This window comes from Streptomyces noursei ATCC 11455, assembly GCF_001704275.1.
Classification (GTDB): Bacteria; Actinomycetota; Actinomycetes; order Streptomycetales; family Streptomycetaceae; genus Streptomyces; species Streptomyces noursei.
In genome coordinates this window covers 6,751,568-6,767,383 of record NZ_CP011533.1, presented here as the reverse complement: position 1 = coordinate 6,767,383, position 15,816 = coordinate 6,751,568, and the positions used below count along the sequence as shown (strand labels likewise).

At 74.4% G+C, this 15,816-nt stretch carries 12 protein-coding genes; 4 read left to right on the top strand and 8 right to left on the bottom strand.

Features of this window, described 5'->3' with window-relative positions:
* Positions 1-3: 3 nt before the first annotated feature.
* The 5 genes from SNOUR_RS28690 to rsmH all read right to left on the bottom strand — a co-directional run bounded on the left by SNOUR_RS28690 (position 4) and on the right by rsmH (position 7,036).
* A complete protein-coding gene (locus SNOUR_RS28690; RefSeq protein WP_067352592.1) occupies positions 4-1,446 on the bottom strand; it encodes a UDP-N-acetylmuramoyl-tripeptide--D-alanyl-D-alanine ligase in 1,443 nt (480 codons plus the stop codon).
* 62 nt (positions 1,447-1,508) lie between these two features.
* Positions 1,509-3,323 carry a UDP-N-acetylmuramoyl-L-alanyl-D-glutamate--2,6-diaminopimelate ligase gene (locus tag SNOUR_RS28685; protein WP_067352591.1) on the bottom strand — a complete coding sequence of 605 codons (1,815 nt, stop codon included), beginning with the start codon at positions 3,321-3,323 and terminating at the stop codon, positions 1,509-1,511.
* A gap of 18 nt (positions 3,324-3,341) precedes the next feature.
* The gene (locus SNOUR_RS28680) at positions 3,342-5,300 is read right to left on the bottom strand and encodes a peptidoglycan D,D-transpeptidase FtsI family protein (protein ID WP_067352588.1); all 1,959 of its coding nucleotides are present in this window, start codon (positions 5,298-5,300) and stop codon (positions 3,342-3,344) included.
* A gap of 114 nt (positions 5,301-5,414) precedes the next feature.
* Complete coding sequence (gene ftsL / locus SNOUR_RS28675) at positions 5,415-6,080, bottom strand: cell division protein FtsL (RefSeq protein ID WP_067352586.1); 666 nt, start codon at positions 6,078-6,080, stop codon at positions 5,415-5,417.
* Positions 6,077-7,036: a 16S rRNA (cytosine(1402)-N(4))-methyltransferase RsmH gene (rsmH, locus tag SNOUR_RS28670; RefSeq protein ID WP_067352583.1), complete on the bottom strand. Its 960-nt coding sequence runs from the start codon at positions 7,034-7,036 to the stop codon at positions 6,077-6,079. The genes ftsL and rsmH overlap by 4 nt, the downstream gene beginning before the upstream one ends.
* 411 nt (positions 7,037-7,447) lie before the next feature.
* On the opposite strand from rsmH, the gene SNOUR_RS28665 reads away from it, so the two are divergent.
* From SNOUR_RS28665 to SNOUR_RS28650, 4 genes are all read left to right on the top strand, one after another.
* Positions 7,448-8,008 (top strand): beta-class carbonic anhydrase, encoded by a 561-nt coding sequence (locus SNOUR_RS28665; RefSeq protein WP_039637359.1) that lies wholly within the window; start codon positions 7,448-7,450, stop codon positions 8,006-8,008.
* 253 nt (positions 8,009-8,261) lie between these two features.
* On the top strand, positions 8,262-9,287 hold the full coding sequence (locus tag SNOUR_RS28660; protein ID WP_067352581.1) for an AAA family ATPase: 1,026 nt from the start codon (positions 8,262-8,264) through the stop codon (positions 9,285-9,287).
* Positions 9,287-10,675 (top strand): DUF58 domain-containing protein, encoded by a 1,389-nt coding sequence (locus SNOUR_RS28655; RefSeq protein WP_067352578.1) that lies wholly within the window; start codon positions 9,287-9,289, stop codon positions 10,673-10,675. The genes SNOUR_RS28660 and SNOUR_RS28655 overlap by 1 nt, the downstream gene beginning before the upstream one ends.
* Positions 10,672-13,092: a transglutaminase TgpA family protein gene (locus SNOUR_RS28650; RefSeq protein ID WP_067358901.1), complete on the top strand. Its 2,421-nt coding sequence runs from the start codon at positions 10,672-10,674 to the stop codon at positions 13,090-13,092. The genes SNOUR_RS28655 and SNOUR_RS28650 overlap by 4 nt, the downstream gene beginning before the upstream one ends.
* 317 nt (positions 13,093-13,409) lie before the next feature.
* On the opposite strand, the gene SNOUR_RS28645 is transcribed toward SNOUR_RS28650, so the two are convergent.
* From SNOUR_RS28645 to SNOUR_RS28635, 3 genes are all read right to left on the bottom strand, one after another.
* Positions 13,410-13,811, bottom strand: a complete 402-nt coding sequence (locus tag SNOUR_RS28645) for an SCO2097 family morphological protein (protein ID WP_067352575.1) — start codon at positions 13,809-13,811, stop codon at positions 13,410-13,412.
* Between the two features lie 432 nt (positions 13,812-14,243).
* On the bottom strand, positions 14,244-14,999 hold the full coding sequence (locus SNOUR_RS28640; RefSeq protein ID WP_039637351.1) for a methyltransferase: 756 nt from the start codon (positions 14,997-14,999) through the stop codon (positions 14,244-14,246).
* A gap of 105 nt (positions 15,000-15,104) precedes the next feature.
* Positions 15,105-15,620 carry an SAV_6107 family HEPN domain-containing protein gene (locus SNOUR_RS28635; RefSeq protein ID WP_067352572.1) on the bottom strand — a complete coding sequence of 172 codons (516 nt, stop codon included), beginning with the start codon at positions 15,618-15,620 and terminating at the stop codon, positions 15,105-15,107.
* Positions 15,621-15,816 lie beyond the last annotated feature (196 nt).

Genomic DNA, 15,816 nt, shown 5'->3' with positions numbered 1-15,816 from the left:
AGTTCATCGGGACGCGGCTCCGCCCTTCGCAGCGGAACCGTCCTCGCCGTCCAGCAATGCCGCGGCCACCCGCTCCAGGCCCACCGACCTGGACGCCTTCACCAGCACGACGTCTCCCGGTCGCAGCTCCCTGCGCAACAGGTCGATCGCCGCCCGCGCGTCGGACACGTGCACCGACTCCTCACCCCACGAACCCTCGTTCTTGGCGCCCATGTCGAGCCAGGCCGCTTCCCTGCCGCCGACCGCCACGAGCTTGCTGACGTTGAGCCGGACGACCAGCCGCCCGACCGCGTCGTGTTCGGCGAGTGACTCCTCGCCCAGCTCGGCCATCTCACCGAGCACCGCCCACGTCCGGCCCCCCCGCGCCCTGCCGGCGGCGCCCATGGCGACCAGCGCACGCAGCGCCGCTCGCATGGACTCGGGGTTCGCGTTGTAGGCGTCGTTGACGACCGTCACGCCGTCCGCGCGCTCGGTGACCTCCATCCGCCAGCGGGAGAGCGTGCCGGCTTCGGAGAGCGCGGCGGCGATCTCGTCCACGGGCATGCCCAACTCATGGGCGACGGCGGCCGCGGCGAGCGCGTTCGACACGTGGTGCTCACCGTACAGCCGCATGGTCACATCACTGCACCCGGAGGGTGTGTGAAGCGTGAAGGAGGGCTGTCCGAGGCCGTTGAGCCGGACATTCTCGGCGCGGATCGCGGCGTCCGCGGACTCGCCGAAGAAGACCGTACGGGCCTTCGTACGGGACGCCATGGCCCGGACGTACGGATCGTCCGCATTGAGCACCGCCACGCCGCCGTCCTCCGCCACCGGCAACGACTCGACGAGCTCGCCCTTGGCCTGGGCGATCTGCTCGCGGCCGCCGAACTCGCCGAGGTGCGCGGTGCCGACGTTGAGGACCAACCCGATCCGGGGCGGGGTCAGCCCGGCGAGGTAGCGGATGTGGCCGATGCCGCGGGCGCCCATCTCCAGCACGAGGTGCCGGGTGGTGTCCTCGGCGCGCAGCGCGGTGAGCGGCAGCCCGATCTCGTTGTTGAGGTTGCCTTCCGGCCACACCGTCGGACCGTGCCGCTGGAGGAGCTGGGCGATCAGGTCCTTGGTGCTGGTCTTGCCGGCCGAGCCGGTCAGACCGACGACGGTGGCGCCCGACATGTTCACGACGGCCCGGGCGAGTGCGCCGAGAGCTGCGACGACGTCGTCGACGACGATCGCCGGGACGCCGACCGGGCGGGCCGCGAGGACGGCCACCGCACCGGCTTCCACGGCACCGACGGCGAAGTCGTGGCCGTCGACGCGCTCACCGGCGAACGCAACGAACAGGCCACCCGGGCGGACCGCCCGGGAGTCCGACACGACCGGCCCGGTGACCTCGCGGTCCGGGTCCGGTATGTCGTGCTGCTGCCCGCCGACGATGCTCGCGATCTCGGCGAGGGACAGGGAGATCACAGGTCACCCCCGGGGCCGTGCAGGAGGTGCCAACAAGAGGATTGTGCGCGCATGGCGGTGTGTCATCCCTGGTGGTTCGGCTGCTGTGACTGCTGCGACTTCTGCGCTGCCATCGCGGATTCGATCGCGGCGCGCAGCACCTGGCGGTCGTCGAAGGGGCGTACCACTCCGGCGATGTCCTGTCCCTGTTCGTGGCCCTTGCCCGCGACGATCACGGTGTCCCCGGGTTCGGCGCGGGCGACGGCGGCGGCGACGGCGGCGGCCCGGTCCTCTTCGACCAGGACGGTGCCGCGCTCGTGGACGGGCACCTCGGCGGCGCCCGCGAGCATGGTGGCGAGGATCGCGAGCGGGTCCTCGGAGCGGGGGTTGTCGGAGGTCAGCACGGCGGTGTCGGCGAGCCGGGCGACCGCGGCGCCCATCGGCATCCGCTTGTGCGGGTCGCGGTCGCCGCCGCAGCCGAGTACGGCGTGCACCTTGCCGGTGGTGACCTTGCGCAGGGCCCGCAGAACCGATTCGACGGCGTCCGTCTTGTGCGCGTAGTCGACGACCGCCAGGTAGGGCTGGCCGACGTCCACGCGCTCCAGGCGGCCGGGGACGCCCGGGATCGCGGCGACGCCGTCGGCCGCGGTCTGCGGGTCGATGCCGGCGACGGCCAGCGCGGTGATCGCGGCCAGCGCGTTGGAGACGTTGAACGGGCCGGCGATCGGGCTGGCGGCGCGCAGCGTCACGCCGCCGGGGCCGTGCACGGTGAAGGTCGAGCCGAGCGCGCCGATCTCGACGTCGGCGGCGCGCCAGTCGGCGTCCGGGTGGCCCTCGGCGGAGAAGGTGGTGACCGGGACCTCGGACTCGCCGGCGGCCAGCCGGCGGCCGTACTCGTCGTCGAGGTTGACCACGCCGGCCTTGCTGCGCGCCCTGGTGAACAGCTGGGCCTTGGCCTGGAAGTAGTCCTCCATGCCGGAGTGGAACTCCATGTGCTCCGGGCTGAGGTTGTTGAAGACCGCGACGTCGAAGACGCAGCCGTCGACCCGGCCGAGCACCAGTGCGTGGCTGGAGACCTCCATGGCGACCGAGCGGACGCCGCGCTCGCGCATCACCGCGAACAGCGCCTGGAGGTCGGTGGCCTCGGGGGTGGTCCGCTCGGACTTCAGGCGCTCGTCGCCGATCCGGGACTCGACGGTGCCGATCAGGCCGGTCAGACCGCCCACCCGGTGCCCGCCACCGCCGTCGGCCTCCTTGGCGGCCGCGGCCCGCAGCCCGCCCTCGATGAGGTACGCGGTGGTGGTCTTGCCGGAGGTGCCGGTGATACCGATCTGGAGGAGGTCCTCGCCCGGCGCCCCGTAGATCGAGGCGGCCAGGGCACCCATCCGCCCGCGCGGGTCGTCGACGGCCAGGACCGGCAGACCGGTCGCGGCGGCCCGCTCGGCGCCCGACGGGTCGGTCAGGATCGCGGCGGCGCCGAGGTCGGCGGCCTGGGCGACGAAGTCGGCGCCGTGCAGACGGGCGCCGGGCAGCGCGGCGTAGATGTCGCCGGGGCGGACCGCACGGGAGTCGTGGGTGATGCCGGTGACCATGACATGCGCGGCGTCGACCGCTCCGGCGGAGCCGTTGCTCGCACCGGGGCGCCGCACGGCGTCCGGGACCGGGATCGCCAGCTGCTGGGCGAGGTCCGCCAGGGGGGTGGGACGGACCTCCTGGGGGCGCGGCGCACCCGGATATCTGCCGGGGCCGCCCTTCTCCGCGTGCTGGGGTTTCGGGGACTGATCAGCTTGTGACACGGCGGTGAGCGTACCGGGCAGAACGGGCTCGGGGCGAAGTGAGGGCTCCGCCGGGGTTCTGTCGCCGGGCAGCTGCGGGCCGTCGGGAGTGATCGTCGTCACGGCGGTGTTGCCTCGTTTTCATTCGCCTGGCTTGAACGTGACCGGCAGCCGCGGCGGCTGTGCGCCGGTCGGGGGGACCTGGAGCGTCTTGAGCGCGAACGCCATGACTTTCTGGAAGATCGGGCCGCAGACCTGGCCTCCGAAGTAGCTGCCGTGAGTGGGGTTCTGCACGGCGCAGTAGACGGTGATGCGGGGCTTGTCGGCGGGCGCGAAGCCGGCGAAGGAGGCGGTGTAGCCGTGGTAACGGCCGGTCTTCGGGTCCACCCGGTTGGAGGTGCCGGTCTTGCCGCCGACCCGGTAGCCGTCGATCTTCGCCTTCGCCCCGGTGCCCTCGTCGTCGTCCACCACCGACTCCAGCATGGCGGAGAGGGTGGTGGCGGTCTTCGTGCTCACCACCCGGCTCTGGGCGGGCGCGGGAACCGGGACGTACCGGCCGTCCGGCCCGGTGGTGCCGCGGACGAGGGTGGGGGCGATCCGCTCGCCGCCGTTGGCGATGGTGGAGTAGACGGAGGCGGCCTGGACGGCGTTGAGGGACAGGCCCTGGCCGAACGGGATGGTGTACTGCTGGGAGGTGTTCCACTTCTCCGGCTTGGCCAGGATGCCGTCGGTCTCGCCCGGGAAGTTGAGCCCGGTCGGCTGGCCGATGCCGAATTTCCGCAGGTAGGAGTAGAGGACCCGGTTGGCCTGCGGCTGGGTGGTGCCCAGTTGGCCGGTGGCCAGGATGGTGCCGATGTTGCTGGACTTGGCGAGCACGCCGTTGAGCGTCAGGTGCCAGGTGTCGTGGTCGACGTCGTCGGAGAAGAGCCGGTCGCCGCGGTGCAGCCGGTTGGGCACGGTGACCCGGGTGTACGGGCTCGCGGCGCCCTCCTCCAGGACGGCCGCCATCGACATCAGCTTGCTGGTGGAGCCCGGCTCGTAGGCGTCGGTGAGGGCGGGGTTGCCGAGCGTGTCGGGGCCGGCCTTGGACAGGTCGTTGGGGTCGAAGCCGGGGGCGTTGGCGAGCGCCAGGATCTGGCCGGTGCGGGTGTCCTGGACGACGACGTAGCCGCGGTCGGCGCGGGACTTCTCCACCTGATCGGTGATGGCCTGCTGGGCCGCCCACTGGATGTCGCGGTCGATGGTCAGCTGGACGTCGGTGCCGGGGACGGCGGGGTGCTCCTGGGTGTCGGCGGTGGGCACCCGGCGGCCGCCGGACTGGGCGTAGACCAGCTTGCCGTCCTTGCCGGCCAGTTCCTTGTCGAGCTGGGCCTCCAGGCCGCCGGCGCCCTTGCCCGTGCCGTTGACGAAGCCGAGGAGGCCGGCGGCGAGGTCGCCGCCCGGGTAGACGCGCTTGCTGTGCTTGTCGGCGAAGATGCCGACCAGGACGTTGGGGCGGGGGGCGCTCTTGGGGGCGGCGGCGGCCTTGGCGTCCAGCGTCTTGCGGAGGTCCTTGATCTTCTTCCACACCTGGGGGGTGCGCTGCCGGGCGAGCAGGACGTAGCGGGACGTGGGCTGGTCGAGCTTGGCGGCGAGGGTCTCCCGGGACTCGTCGAGAATCGGCGCGAGCAGCGCGGCGGCCTGCTGCGGGGCGTCCTTGATCTTGAGCTTGTCGGGCGCCAGGAGGCTGGGGTCGGCGGTGATGTCGTAGGCGTCCACGGTGGTGGCGAGGTCCACCCCGTTGCGGTCGGTGATCGCGCCGCGCTCGGCGGCCAGTTTGACCGGGACGTAGCGGTTCCCGTTGGCCTTGGCGGCGTAGGCCGCGGCGTCCACCGCCTGCACCTGCACGAGCCGGACGACGAACGCCAGCATCACCAGCGTCAGCGCCAGGGCGACCAGCCGCAGCCGGGGGCGCGGGCTGACCGGCCGCAGCGTGCCGCCGGCCGGCCGGGGGCGGCCCTGGACGGCGGGCCGGCGGGTGGCCGGCGACCGGGACGCGCCGGAGCGGCCGGCGGGCCGGGCGGGGCGCGGTACGCGACGGGGGTCCCTGGGCTCGGTCATACCGCGGTCTCCGGGGCTGGCACGGGGGTGGCGGGCAGCCGCGCGGCGCCGTGCGCCCGGAGGGCCGGGACGGCTGGACCGCAGCAGCGGAGGGCGGGGGCGGGCATCACGCGGTCACCTGCCGGAGGCCGACGGGGAGGGCCCGGCCGCGAGGGCGGACGGGCGGCCGGCGGGGGACGGCGGGGCGGCGGCGGGCATGAGGACGGAGGCCGGGGCCACCGGGGTCGCCAGTGGGCCCGGCGACGGCGGGACGCCCGGGGTGCTGGGGGCGAGCGGGCCGATGGCGGGCCGTACGGCCGGCGACGTCGGCGGGAGCACGGACGCCGGCGGGGTCTCCGGGGCCGACGGCCGCAGCACCATCGGGCCGAGCGACCCCGGTGCGGCGGACGCGGACAGCGAGGTGCTCGAGGACGAGACCGGGCCCGGCGCGCCGCGGACCGTGCCGTCCGGCATCAGGAACGCCGGGTTGCCGCCCGGGACCATGCCCAGCTTGCGGGCCCGCCGCGCCAGCTCGTCCGGGGCGGAGTAGGCGTCCACCGCCTGCTGGAGCGCCTGCTGCTCGTCCGTCAGCTCGCCGGTCTTCCGCTCCAGCCGGCTCAGCTCGAACGACCCTTGGTTGAGCGCCGAGTTGAGCAGCAGCAGGGTGATCAGCCCGGAGCCCAGGAGCACCACGACGAGCAGGACGAAGGGGGTGCGTGCGGCGGTGCCGCCGCGGGGGGCGGAGGGCAGCAGCGCGGCCAGGCGCTGCCTGCCGCGCGGACGACCCCCCTGCCCTGTCACGCGATGTCCTCGCGGATGCGCTCGGCGCCGCGCAGCCGGGCGGGGGCCGCGCGCCGGTTCTGGGCGACCTCCTCCTCGGTGGGCAGTTCGGCCCCGCGGGTCAGCAGCTTGAGCCGGGGCTGGTAGCGCTCGGGGACGACCGGGAGGCCGGGCGGCGCGGTGCTGCTGGCGCCGGCCGCGAAGACGTGCTTGACCAGCCGGTCCTCCAGCGAGTGGTAGGCCAGCACGGCGATCCGGCCGCCGACCGCGAGAGCCTTCACGGCGGCCGGGATGGCGCGTTCGACGCAGGCCAGCTCGCCGTTGACCTCGATGCGCAGGGCCTGGAAGGTGCGCTTGGCCGGATTGCCGCCGGTGCGCTTGGCGGCCTGCGGCAGCGCGTCACGGATCAGCTCGACCAGCCGGGCGCTGTTGCTGAACGGCTCCTTCTCCCGCTCCCGGACCACCGCCGCGACGATCCGCTTGGCCTGCTTCTCCTCCCCGTAGGCGCGCAGGATCCGGACCAGTTCCCCGGGCGGGTAGGTGTTGAGGACCTCGGCGGCGCTGATGCCGGTCGTCTGGTCCATCCGCATGTCGAGCGGGGCGTCCTGGGCGTAGGCGAAGCCGCGGTCGGCCTCGTCGAGCTGCATGGAGGAGACCCCGAGGTCGAACAGGACGGCCTGGACCTTGGGCAGCCCGAGCCGGTTGAGGACCTCGGGGAGCTCGTCGTAGACCGCATGCACCAGGGTGGCGCGGTCCCCGTAGGGGGCCAGCCGCTCCCCCGCGAGCCGGAGCGCGGCCGGGTCGCGGTCCAGGGCGACGAGCCGGGCCTCGGGGAACGTGGCGAGCAGCGCCTCGCTGTGCCCACCGAGGCCGAGGGTGCAGTCGACGACGACCGCGCCGGGCTCGGCGAGCGCGGGGGCGAGCATGTCCAGACACCGCTGGAGCATGACGGGTACGTGGCGAGTGTTGCTGCTCATGCGCCTTCCGATGGTGGGCGGCAGGTGGGTCCCCGGCCGTTGGCTGGGGGATGCCGCACGTACCGCTTGGTCCCCGCCCGCTCTGAAGGGGAAGTGGCCCTCCGGCGACGGGGAAGTGACGTCGGATGACCGGTGGAGCGGGAGGAGGCCGAACCGTACGTACGGTCACGCACGCGAGGGATCCGGGATCCAAGGAGAGCGTCACGCCTCCCACTTCGCGCCACTTTAGTCCACCTGCCGCCCCGGTCAATCAACTGGTTCCGCGCGTCCCCCGCAGGGTGCGACCGAAGGTTTCGCGCGGCTTTATCCGGGGACGTGCAACCCTGTGGATTACCTCACAAGGTGTGATGTTGCCCCCTACGCCTGTTGTGCGGAGGGGCTGAACAGGCCATGAACGATTACCGTGAATCCATGCCCATACCTGCGTCGCAGCCGCTGCCCCCCTCCTCCGACAGCACGCCCGCCGCGCCTGACGGCACGGTCACCGACCGCCTCGTCGAGGCGAACCGGCACTACGCCGCCGCCTTCACCGACCCGGGCATGGACGCCCGACCGGTCCTCAAAGTCGCCGTGGTGGCCTGCATGGACGCCCGGCTCGACCTGCACGCCGCGCTGGGCCTGGAGCTCGGCGACTGCCACACCATCCGCAACGCCGGCGGCGTGGTGACCGACGACATCATCCGCTCCCTGACGATCAGCCAGCGCGCGCTGGGCACCCGGTCCGTCGTCCTCATCCACCACACCGGCTGCGGCCTGCTCAGCCTGACCGAGGACTTCCGGCACGAGCTGGCGGCCGAGGTCGGCCAGCGGCCCACCTGGGCGGTCGAGGCGTTCAAGGACCTCGACCAGGACGTCCGGCAGTCCATGCAGCGGGTGCGCACCTCACCCTTCCTGCTGCACACCGACGACGTCCGCGGCTTCGTCTTCGACGTGACGACGGGGCTGCTGCGGGAGATCGACCCGCAGGGCTGACCTGCGACGGGACCTGCCGCGAGCGGCGGCGGGTCCCGTCCGCCACCCCGCCCCCACGCCCGGTTCGCCGGGCTTGTCCGGTTGGCCGGGACGGAACGGTGTGAGTTATCCACAGGCCATGACGCGAGGCCGCGCGGGCGGCAAGAATGCGTAGGTGACATCGCCCCGGCCGAGGCCGGGCGGGATGCGCGCGGGGAGGGCCGGGTCCATCCAGGGAGCGGCGGCCACCCGGTGACGGGCCGAGGAGGGCCGAGTGACGACGTATGACGAACGAGCGAGCCTTGCCGATCTGACCACCACCGCCGGGAGGGTGCACCGGTCGGTGGAGGGCGTGATCGAGGGCAAGCCGGAGGTCGTACGGCTCGCGCTGACCGTTCTGCTGGCCGAGGGGCACCTACTCATCGAGGACGTGCCCGGCGTCGGCAAGACGATGCTCGCCAAGGCACTGGCCCGGTCCATCGACTGCTCGGTGCGGCGCATCCAGTTCACCCCCGACCTGCTGCCGTCGGACATCACCGGCGTGAGCGTCTACGACCAGCAGCAGCGGGACTTCGAGTTCAAGCCGGGCGCGATCTTCGCCCAGATCGTGATCGGCGACGAGATCAACCGCGCCTCCCCCAAGACCCAGTCGGCGCTCCTGGAGTCCATGGAGGAGCGCCAGGTCACCATGGACGGGCAGACCTACGAGCTGCCCAGCCCCTTCATGGTCGTCGCGACGCAGAACCCGGTCGAGATGGAGGGCACCTACCCGCTCCCGGAGGCCCAGCGGGACCGCTTCATGGCCCGGGTCTCGATCGGCTATCCCAGCCCGGCGGCCGAGCTGCGGATGCTCGACGTGCACGGCGGCGCCTCCCCCCTGGACGCGCTGCGCCCGGTGGCGCACGCCCACGAGATCGTCGAACTGACCGAGGCGGTGCGCGCGGTGCACGTCGCCGAGGCGGTGCGCCGGTACGCCGTCGATCTGGTGGCGGCCACCCGCAGCCATCCCGATCTGCGGCTCGGCGCCTCGCCGCGGGCGACGCTGCACCTGCTGCGCGCCGCCAAGGCCGCGGCGGCCATGGCCGGGCGGGAGTTCGCGCTGCCGGACGACGTCCAGTCGCTGGCGGTGGCGGTGCTCGCGCACCGTCTGCTGCCCACCGCCCAGGCCCAGTTGAACCGCCGCACGGCCGAACAGGTGGTGCTGGAGATCATGCAGCGCACCCCGGTCCCCGACCCGTCCGCCCCGCAGTGGCGGCAGTCTGCCCGCGGCCAGCAGCCGCCCGGCGCACGGGGGTTGTGATGTCCGGCGGGGGGAGCACCGGGACGCCCGAGCCGGGCGGGCTGCGCGGCGCCTTCCAGGGGCTGACGACCCGCGGCCGGTCGTTCCTGGCGGCCGGGGTGGCCGCCGCGGCCTGCGCGTATCTCCTGGGGCAGGCGGATCTGCTGCGGGTCGGGCTGCTGCTGGCGGCGCTGCCGCTGGTGTGCGTCCTGGTGCTGCACCGCACCCGCTACCGCGTCGCGGGCAGCCGCACCCTCACGCCGGCGCGGGTCGCGACGGCGGCCGAGGCCCGGGTCCGACTCCGGGTGGAGAACGTCGCACGGCTGTCGACCGGCGTGCTGATGCTCCAGGACCGGGTCCCCTACGTCCTCGGGCCCCGGCCGCGCTTCGTCCTGGACCGCGTCGAGCCCGGCGGGCACCGCGAGGTGTCCTACCGCGTCCGCTCCGACCTGCGCGGCCGCTATGCGCTGGGGCCGCTGCAGCTGCGCCTGACCGACCCGTTCGGCATGTGCGAGCTGACCCGCTCCTTCAGCTCGTTCGACACCCTCACGGTGGTGCCCCGCGTCGAGCCGCTGTCGCCGGTCCGGCTGGCCGGCGAGACCGCCGGGTACGGCGACGGACGGCACCGCTCGCTCGCCCTGGCCGGTGAGGACGACATCATCCCGCGCGGCTACCGCCACGGCGACGATCTGCGCCGGGTCCACTGGCGCTCCACCGCGCGCCACGGCGAGCTGATGGTGCGTCGCGAGGAGCAGCCGCAGAAGGCGCGCTGCACCGTCCTGCTCGACACCCGCACGGTCGCCCACGAGGGTTCCGGGCCCGATTCGGCCTTCGAATGGGCGGTGGCCGGCGCCGCCTCGGTGGCTCTGCACCTGCTGGAGCGGGGCTTCTCGGTGCGGTTGCTGACGGACACCGGCCACACGGTGCCCGGTCCGGAGGGCGGCGGCTTCGCGGGCGGCGAGTCCGCGGACGCCGCGGGCCTGCTGCTGGACACCCTCGCCGTCGTGGAGCACTCCGCCGAGCAGGGCCTCTCCGCGGCGTACGACGCGCTGCGCGGCGGCGCGGAAGGGCTGCTGATCGCCTTCTTCGGCGAACTGGACGAGGAGCAGGCCGCGCTGGCCGGCCGGATCCGCCGACGCAGTGTCACCGCGGTCGCCTTCGTCCTGGACGGCGACGCCTGGTCCCGGGGGCCCGGCGGGATCCGTCCCTCCCAGGGGACACCGGTCGCCGAGCGGGTGCGGCTGCTGCGCGAGGCGGGCTGGGCGGCGCTGCCGGTGGCGCCCGGTGACGCACTGGCGGATCTGTGGCGGGCGGCGGACCGGGCGGGTGCGGCACCGGGCCCGACAGCCGGCGCGGCGCCGGGGCGGGGCGCCCCCGGCGCCCCCGGACGAAGCGAGGCGGGCGCATGAACGGGCGGGGACGGCTGACGCTGGGCGCGATGGTGGCCACACTGTCCGCCGGGTGCGCGATGCTGCCGCTGGTGGACCCGGTCACCTGGCTGTTCCAGGCGGCGCTGTCGCTGGCGCTGGTGACGGGGGTGGGGGCGCTGGCCCGGCGGCTTCCGCTGGCCCGGCCGCTGATCGTCGTCGCCCAGGCGCTGGCGGCCGTCCTGCTGCTGACCGCGGTGTTCGCCCACGGCCGGGCGATGGCCGGGCTGCTGCCGGGGCCGGACGCCGTCGCCGCGCTCGCCGACCTGGTGCACAACGGCGTCCGGGACGTCGGCCGCTACGCCATCCCGGCCCCGGTCACGCCCGGCATCCGGCTGCTGCTGATCTCCGGGGTGCTGCTGATCGGCCTCGTCGTGGACGCGCTGGCGGTCACCTACCGCAGCGCCGCGCCCGCCGGACTGCCGCTGCTCGCGCTGTATTCCGTGGCGGCGGGGCTGTCCCCGGACGGCGCGGGCTGGTTGTGGTTCGTCGTGGCCGCCGCCGGCTATCTGCTGCTCCTGCTCGCCGAGGGCCGCGACCGGCTCTCCCAGTGGGGCCGGGTGTTCGGCAGTCCGGCACCGGGCCGACCCGGCGGTGCCGGCGGCGCCCCGGTGCCGATCCGCCGGGGTCGCCGGATCGGCGCGCTGGCGCTGGGCATCGCGCTGCTGGTGCCCGCCGTACTGCCGTCGCTGGGCGGCGGGTTGCTCGGTCCGACCGCCGACAGCGCCGGGCCCGGCGGCGGGGGCGGCACCATCTCCGCGGTGAACCCCCTGGTCTCGCTCCAGGACAGCCTGAACCAACCGGAGGACCGCGAGGTCCTCAACTACCGCACCACCGCGGCCGACACCCGCGAGATGTATCTGCGGATCGTCGCCCTGGACCAGTTCGACGGCACGGCCTGGAAACCCTCCGAGCGCACGGTCACCGACGTCCCCGCCGAGTTGCCCCGGCCTCCCGGCCTCAGCTCCGACGTCCCCGTCACCCGGATCAACACCTCCCTGTCCACCGCCCGCTGGTACACCCAGAACTGGCTGCCGCTCCCCTATCCGGCGGCCAAGGTGGACATCCCCGGCCGCTGGCGGTTCGAGCCCGAGGGCCGCACCCTGGTCGGCGACCGCGGGCAGAACACCCACGGCCTGCAGTACCAGGTCGAGAGCCTCCAGGTGCGGCCCACCGCGCACCAGCTGGCCACCGCCCCGGCCCCGCCCGCCGCGCTGCAGCGCGAGTACACCAAGGTCCCGGCCTCCCTCCCCGCGATCGTCCGCAGCACCGCCCGCAAGGTCACCCACGGTGCCCGCACGGCGTACGACAAGGCGGTCAAGCTCCAGGACTGGTTCGCCGTCGATGGCGGCTTCACCTACAACACCGAGGTCCGGGCGGGCAGCGGCACCGAGGCGATAGCCCGCTTCCTGGAGGAGAAGGAGGGCTTCTGCGTCCACTTCTCGTTCTCCATGGCGGCGATGGCCCGCACCCTCGGCATTCCGGCCCGGGTCGCTGTCGGCTTCACCCCGGGCACCCCGCAGCCCGACGGCACGACGTCGGTGGGCCTGAAGGACGCGCACGCCTGGCCCGAGCTGTACTTCCAGGGCGTCGGCTGGACCCGCTTCGAGCCGACCCCGAGCCGCGGCAGCGTCCCGGACTACGCCTATCCCGACCCCTCGCAGGCGACCGGTCCCGGCGCCCCGGACCGCGCGACGGCGCCGTCCGCGATGCCCTCGACCGGACCGTCCGCGGACCCCTCCTGCGGCGCCGGCGACCGGCGGGCGGGCGCCGGTCCGGACTGCGCGGCCGCGCCCGCTGACCCGGCCTCCGGCCCGTCGGACGGCGGCCCCGCGCCCTGGGCGCTCGCGGCCGGGATCCTCGCCGCACTGCTGGTCCTGGCGCTGCCCGCGGTGCCACTGCTCTGGCGGAGCCGGGTCCGCGCCCGCCGGCTGGCCGGCGGCCCGGACGGCGACGCCGCGGCCCACACCCTCGACGCCTGGCAGGAGCTGATGGACACCGGCTGGGACTTCGGGATCTGCCCGGACGAGTCGCTGACGCCGCGCACGGCGGCGGCCCGGATCATTCGCGTCGGGGAACTGCAACCGGACGCCGCGGCCGCCGCCCGGCGGGTGGCCACGGCGGTCGAGGGGGTGCTGTACGCCCCACGGCCGGTCCCGGTGTCCGGGCTCGCCGCGGACGTCCGGCAGGTCCAGGCCAGCCTGCGGGACGGGGCGCCCCGCGCACTGCGGCTACGGGCCCGGTTCGCGCCGCGCTCGGCGGCGCGGCTCCGCCGGTCCTGGGCGGCCCGGTGGGCGGCACTGCGGCTGGGCTGCCGGAACAGCCGCCCGGCGACCGCGGCCCGACGCGCGGTGGCCGCGCTGCGGACGGCGGGACGGCGGCGCGACGAGCGGGCGTAGTCCGGCACCCCCTCGGGCACGACCCACCGTGCCCGGCAGCGGGCACTCCTGTGCGAGAAGCCATCGGCGCGGCACCGCACACACGGAATCCCGCGCGGAAAACGGCGCACCCGGAAAACGGAAAAGGTGTGGCCCCCGATCGCCCGGGGGCCACACCACGGAAGTCGAAACGAATACCCGGACCGGCATCAAAAACACGAACGGGCCGGGCGCCAAAAGCCCGGAGAGACGTCGGAAAACCGGCCGGATCCGAGAAATCGGCCGAGCCCGCGCCCCGGCGTTCGCCGTACGGAGGAACCGGGCGTCGAGCCCGTCGGTCAGTGGCCCTGTTGCTCGTCGCGGCGGCGCTGCCAGCGGTCCTCGATGCGGTTCATCATCGAACGGCGCGGCCTGACCTGGCGGCGCGGCTGCGCCCCACCGGGGCCGGCGGCGCGCTCACCGGGCTTGGGGGCCTTGCGCCAGCCGGTGACGGCCAGCACCGCGCAGCCGAGCATGACGAGGAAGCCGATGACGCTGACCCACCAGATCTGCTGCGCAACCATGCCGGCCATGAGCAGGCCGATACCCACCAGGAAGCCCGCGACCGCTTGGTAGACCCGTCGCCGGGTGTACGTACGCAGCCCGCTTCCCTCAAGCGCTGTCGCGAACTTGGGATCTTCGGCGTACAGCGCTCGCTCCATTTGCTCGAGCATGCGCTGCTCGTGCTCCGAGAGCGGCACGGAGTCCTCCTACTCGTCGGTCGCGGGGGGCGACCGGGTGCGACCCTTTCAGGATAGGCAGGGAATCGCCCCCGTGAAACCCGCCCCTCTACGCCAATTCACCGTCCGCACCGCTGCGGCGGCTGGTGGTGATGCTGGCTGCATTCCCCACCCGCCAGTCCGTCATGCCGGAACGTCGTACCCCGATCATACGGGGCGAAGCGGCTGTTCGGGTGGCCTGTGCCCGACCACACGCGATGCCCGCGGGCGCCATCGGGTCCCGCGGACGGTGCTCGCGAGCGCCGTGGACGCCGCTCCTCGGTGCCGTACCGCCCGCCGCCCGCGGCCCGACGGTGCGGGCGCATCGGCGGGGAGCGGTGCGGGCCGTACGAACGGTGAGGAGCCGTGTGCGATCGGAACGACCGCGGCGCGGCCCGGCGACCTCGTGAGACGTCAGTCGCGCTCGGCGAGGACGTGCAGCTGGGTGGCGACCGAGTGGAACGCGGGCTGCTCCGCCGCGGCGACCTCCAGCTTCAGCAGCGCGTCCAGGGCGCCGGGCTCGGTGTCGACCAGGACGCCGGGCACCAGGTCGGCGAAGATCCGCACGCCGTGCACCGCGCCGACCTGGAGGCCGGTGCCGGTGACCAGCTCGGTGAGCTGCTCGGCGGTGAACCGGCGGGGCACCGGGTCGCCCTCGCCCCAGCGGCCGGCGGGGTCGGTGAGGGCCCGGCGGGCCTCGGTGAAGTGGCCCGCCAGGGCACGGGCGAGGACCGCCCCGCCCAGGCCGGCGGCGAGCAGGCTCAGGGTGCCGGCGGGGCGGAGCGCGCCGACGGCGTTGCGCAGGCCCTCGGCCGGGTCGTCGACGTACTCCAGCACGCCGTGGCAGAGCACCGCGTCGTAGCCACCGCGCTCGACGACCTGGAACAGCCCGTGGGCGTCGCCCTGGACCCCGCGGATCCGGTCGGCGACCCCGGCCTCGGCGGCCCGGCGCTCCAGGGCGAAGAGGGCGTTGGGGCTGGGGTCGACGACGGTGACGCGGTGACCGAGACGGGCCACCGGGACGGCGAAGTTGCCGCTGCCGCCACCGGTGTCGAGGACGTCCAGGGCGTCGCGCCCGGCGGCCTTGACCCGGCGCTCCAGGGCGTCCTTGAGGACGTCCCAGACCACGGCGGTACGAAGGGAGGCGCGCGGGCGCAGCGGGTCAGACACGGTGGGTGGCTCCTCGGCGGGGCATGGACATCCAGTCGTTCACCACCCTATTCCGTATCGTGCCTGGTGCCGCCTCCGGCCCGCGCGCCGGGCGGGGGCGGGCGGTCAGCCGGCCCTGCCCCAACTGCCGCTGGGGTCCCCGGCCCGCTGCGGGGGCAGCACCGGCTGGAGTCGGAGCATCCGCTCGACCAGGCGGAGGAACATCCCGGCGTCCCGCAGCAGGTCGTCGGCGTCGCGCCGGGTGGCCGCGCCCGCTATGCCGGCCTCGGCCCGGGCCCGGCGGGCGGCGCCGGCCGCGAACAGGGCGCTCCACTCGGCGAGTTCGGGAGCGACCTCGGGCAGCACCTCCCAGGCGCTCCGGATAGTCTTCCGGCGGCGCGCGGTGGGCTCCGGCCGGCCGCGCACGGCGAGGACGGCGGCGGCGGCGCGCAGCGCGGCCAGGTGGGCGGCGGCGAAGCGTTCGTTGGCGGATTCCAGGGTCTCGGCCTCGTCGAGGCCGTGCTGTGCTTTGGTGAGCAGGTCGAGGGCGGCGGGCGGCGCGGACGCCCGGCGCAGGACGGGGTGGACATCGCTCGGGGGACCGTACGCAGCGGAGCTGCCCGCGGTGGGACGAGCTGCCATGACGAACCTCCTGTCGTCGCCCGCGGGTTGAGAACCGGCGGGCCGATGCGGACCGTATGCACCCATCGTGCGGCACACCACTGACAATCGGCCGTGACCTGCGGTTTTGCCGGAAAAACGGACATCGCGACGGGGATCCGGAACGGGTTTTCGCGGATTTCCGGAGAACCCCTTGCGGACAGCGGGAGGGCTCCCT

Coding starts and splice junctions, on each gene's coding strand:
- SNOUR_RS28650 (WP_067358901.1), top strand. CDS start 10,672: ATGAACGGGCGGGGACGGCTGACGCTGGGCGCGATGGTGGCCACACTG.
- SNOUR_RS28680 (WP_067352588.1), bottom strand. CDS start 5,300: ATGACCGAGCCCAGGGACCCCCGTCGCGTACCGCGCCCCGCCCGGCCC.
- SNOUR_RS28665 (WP_039637359.1), top strand. CDS start 7,448: ATGCCCATACCTGCGTCGCAGCCGCTGCCCCCCTCCTCCGACAGCACG.
- SNOUR_RS28635 (WP_067352572.1), bottom strand. CDS start 15,620: ATGGCAGCTCGTCCCACCGCGGGCAGCTCCGCTGCGTACGGTCCCCCG.
- rsmH (WP_067352583.1), bottom strand. CDS start 7,036: ATGAGCAGCAACACTCGCCACGTACCCGTCATGCTCCAGCGGTGTCTG.
- SNOUR_RS28655 (WP_067352578.1), top strand. CDS start 9,287: ATGTCCGGCGGGGGGAGCACCGGGACGCCCGAGCCGGGCGGGCTGCGC.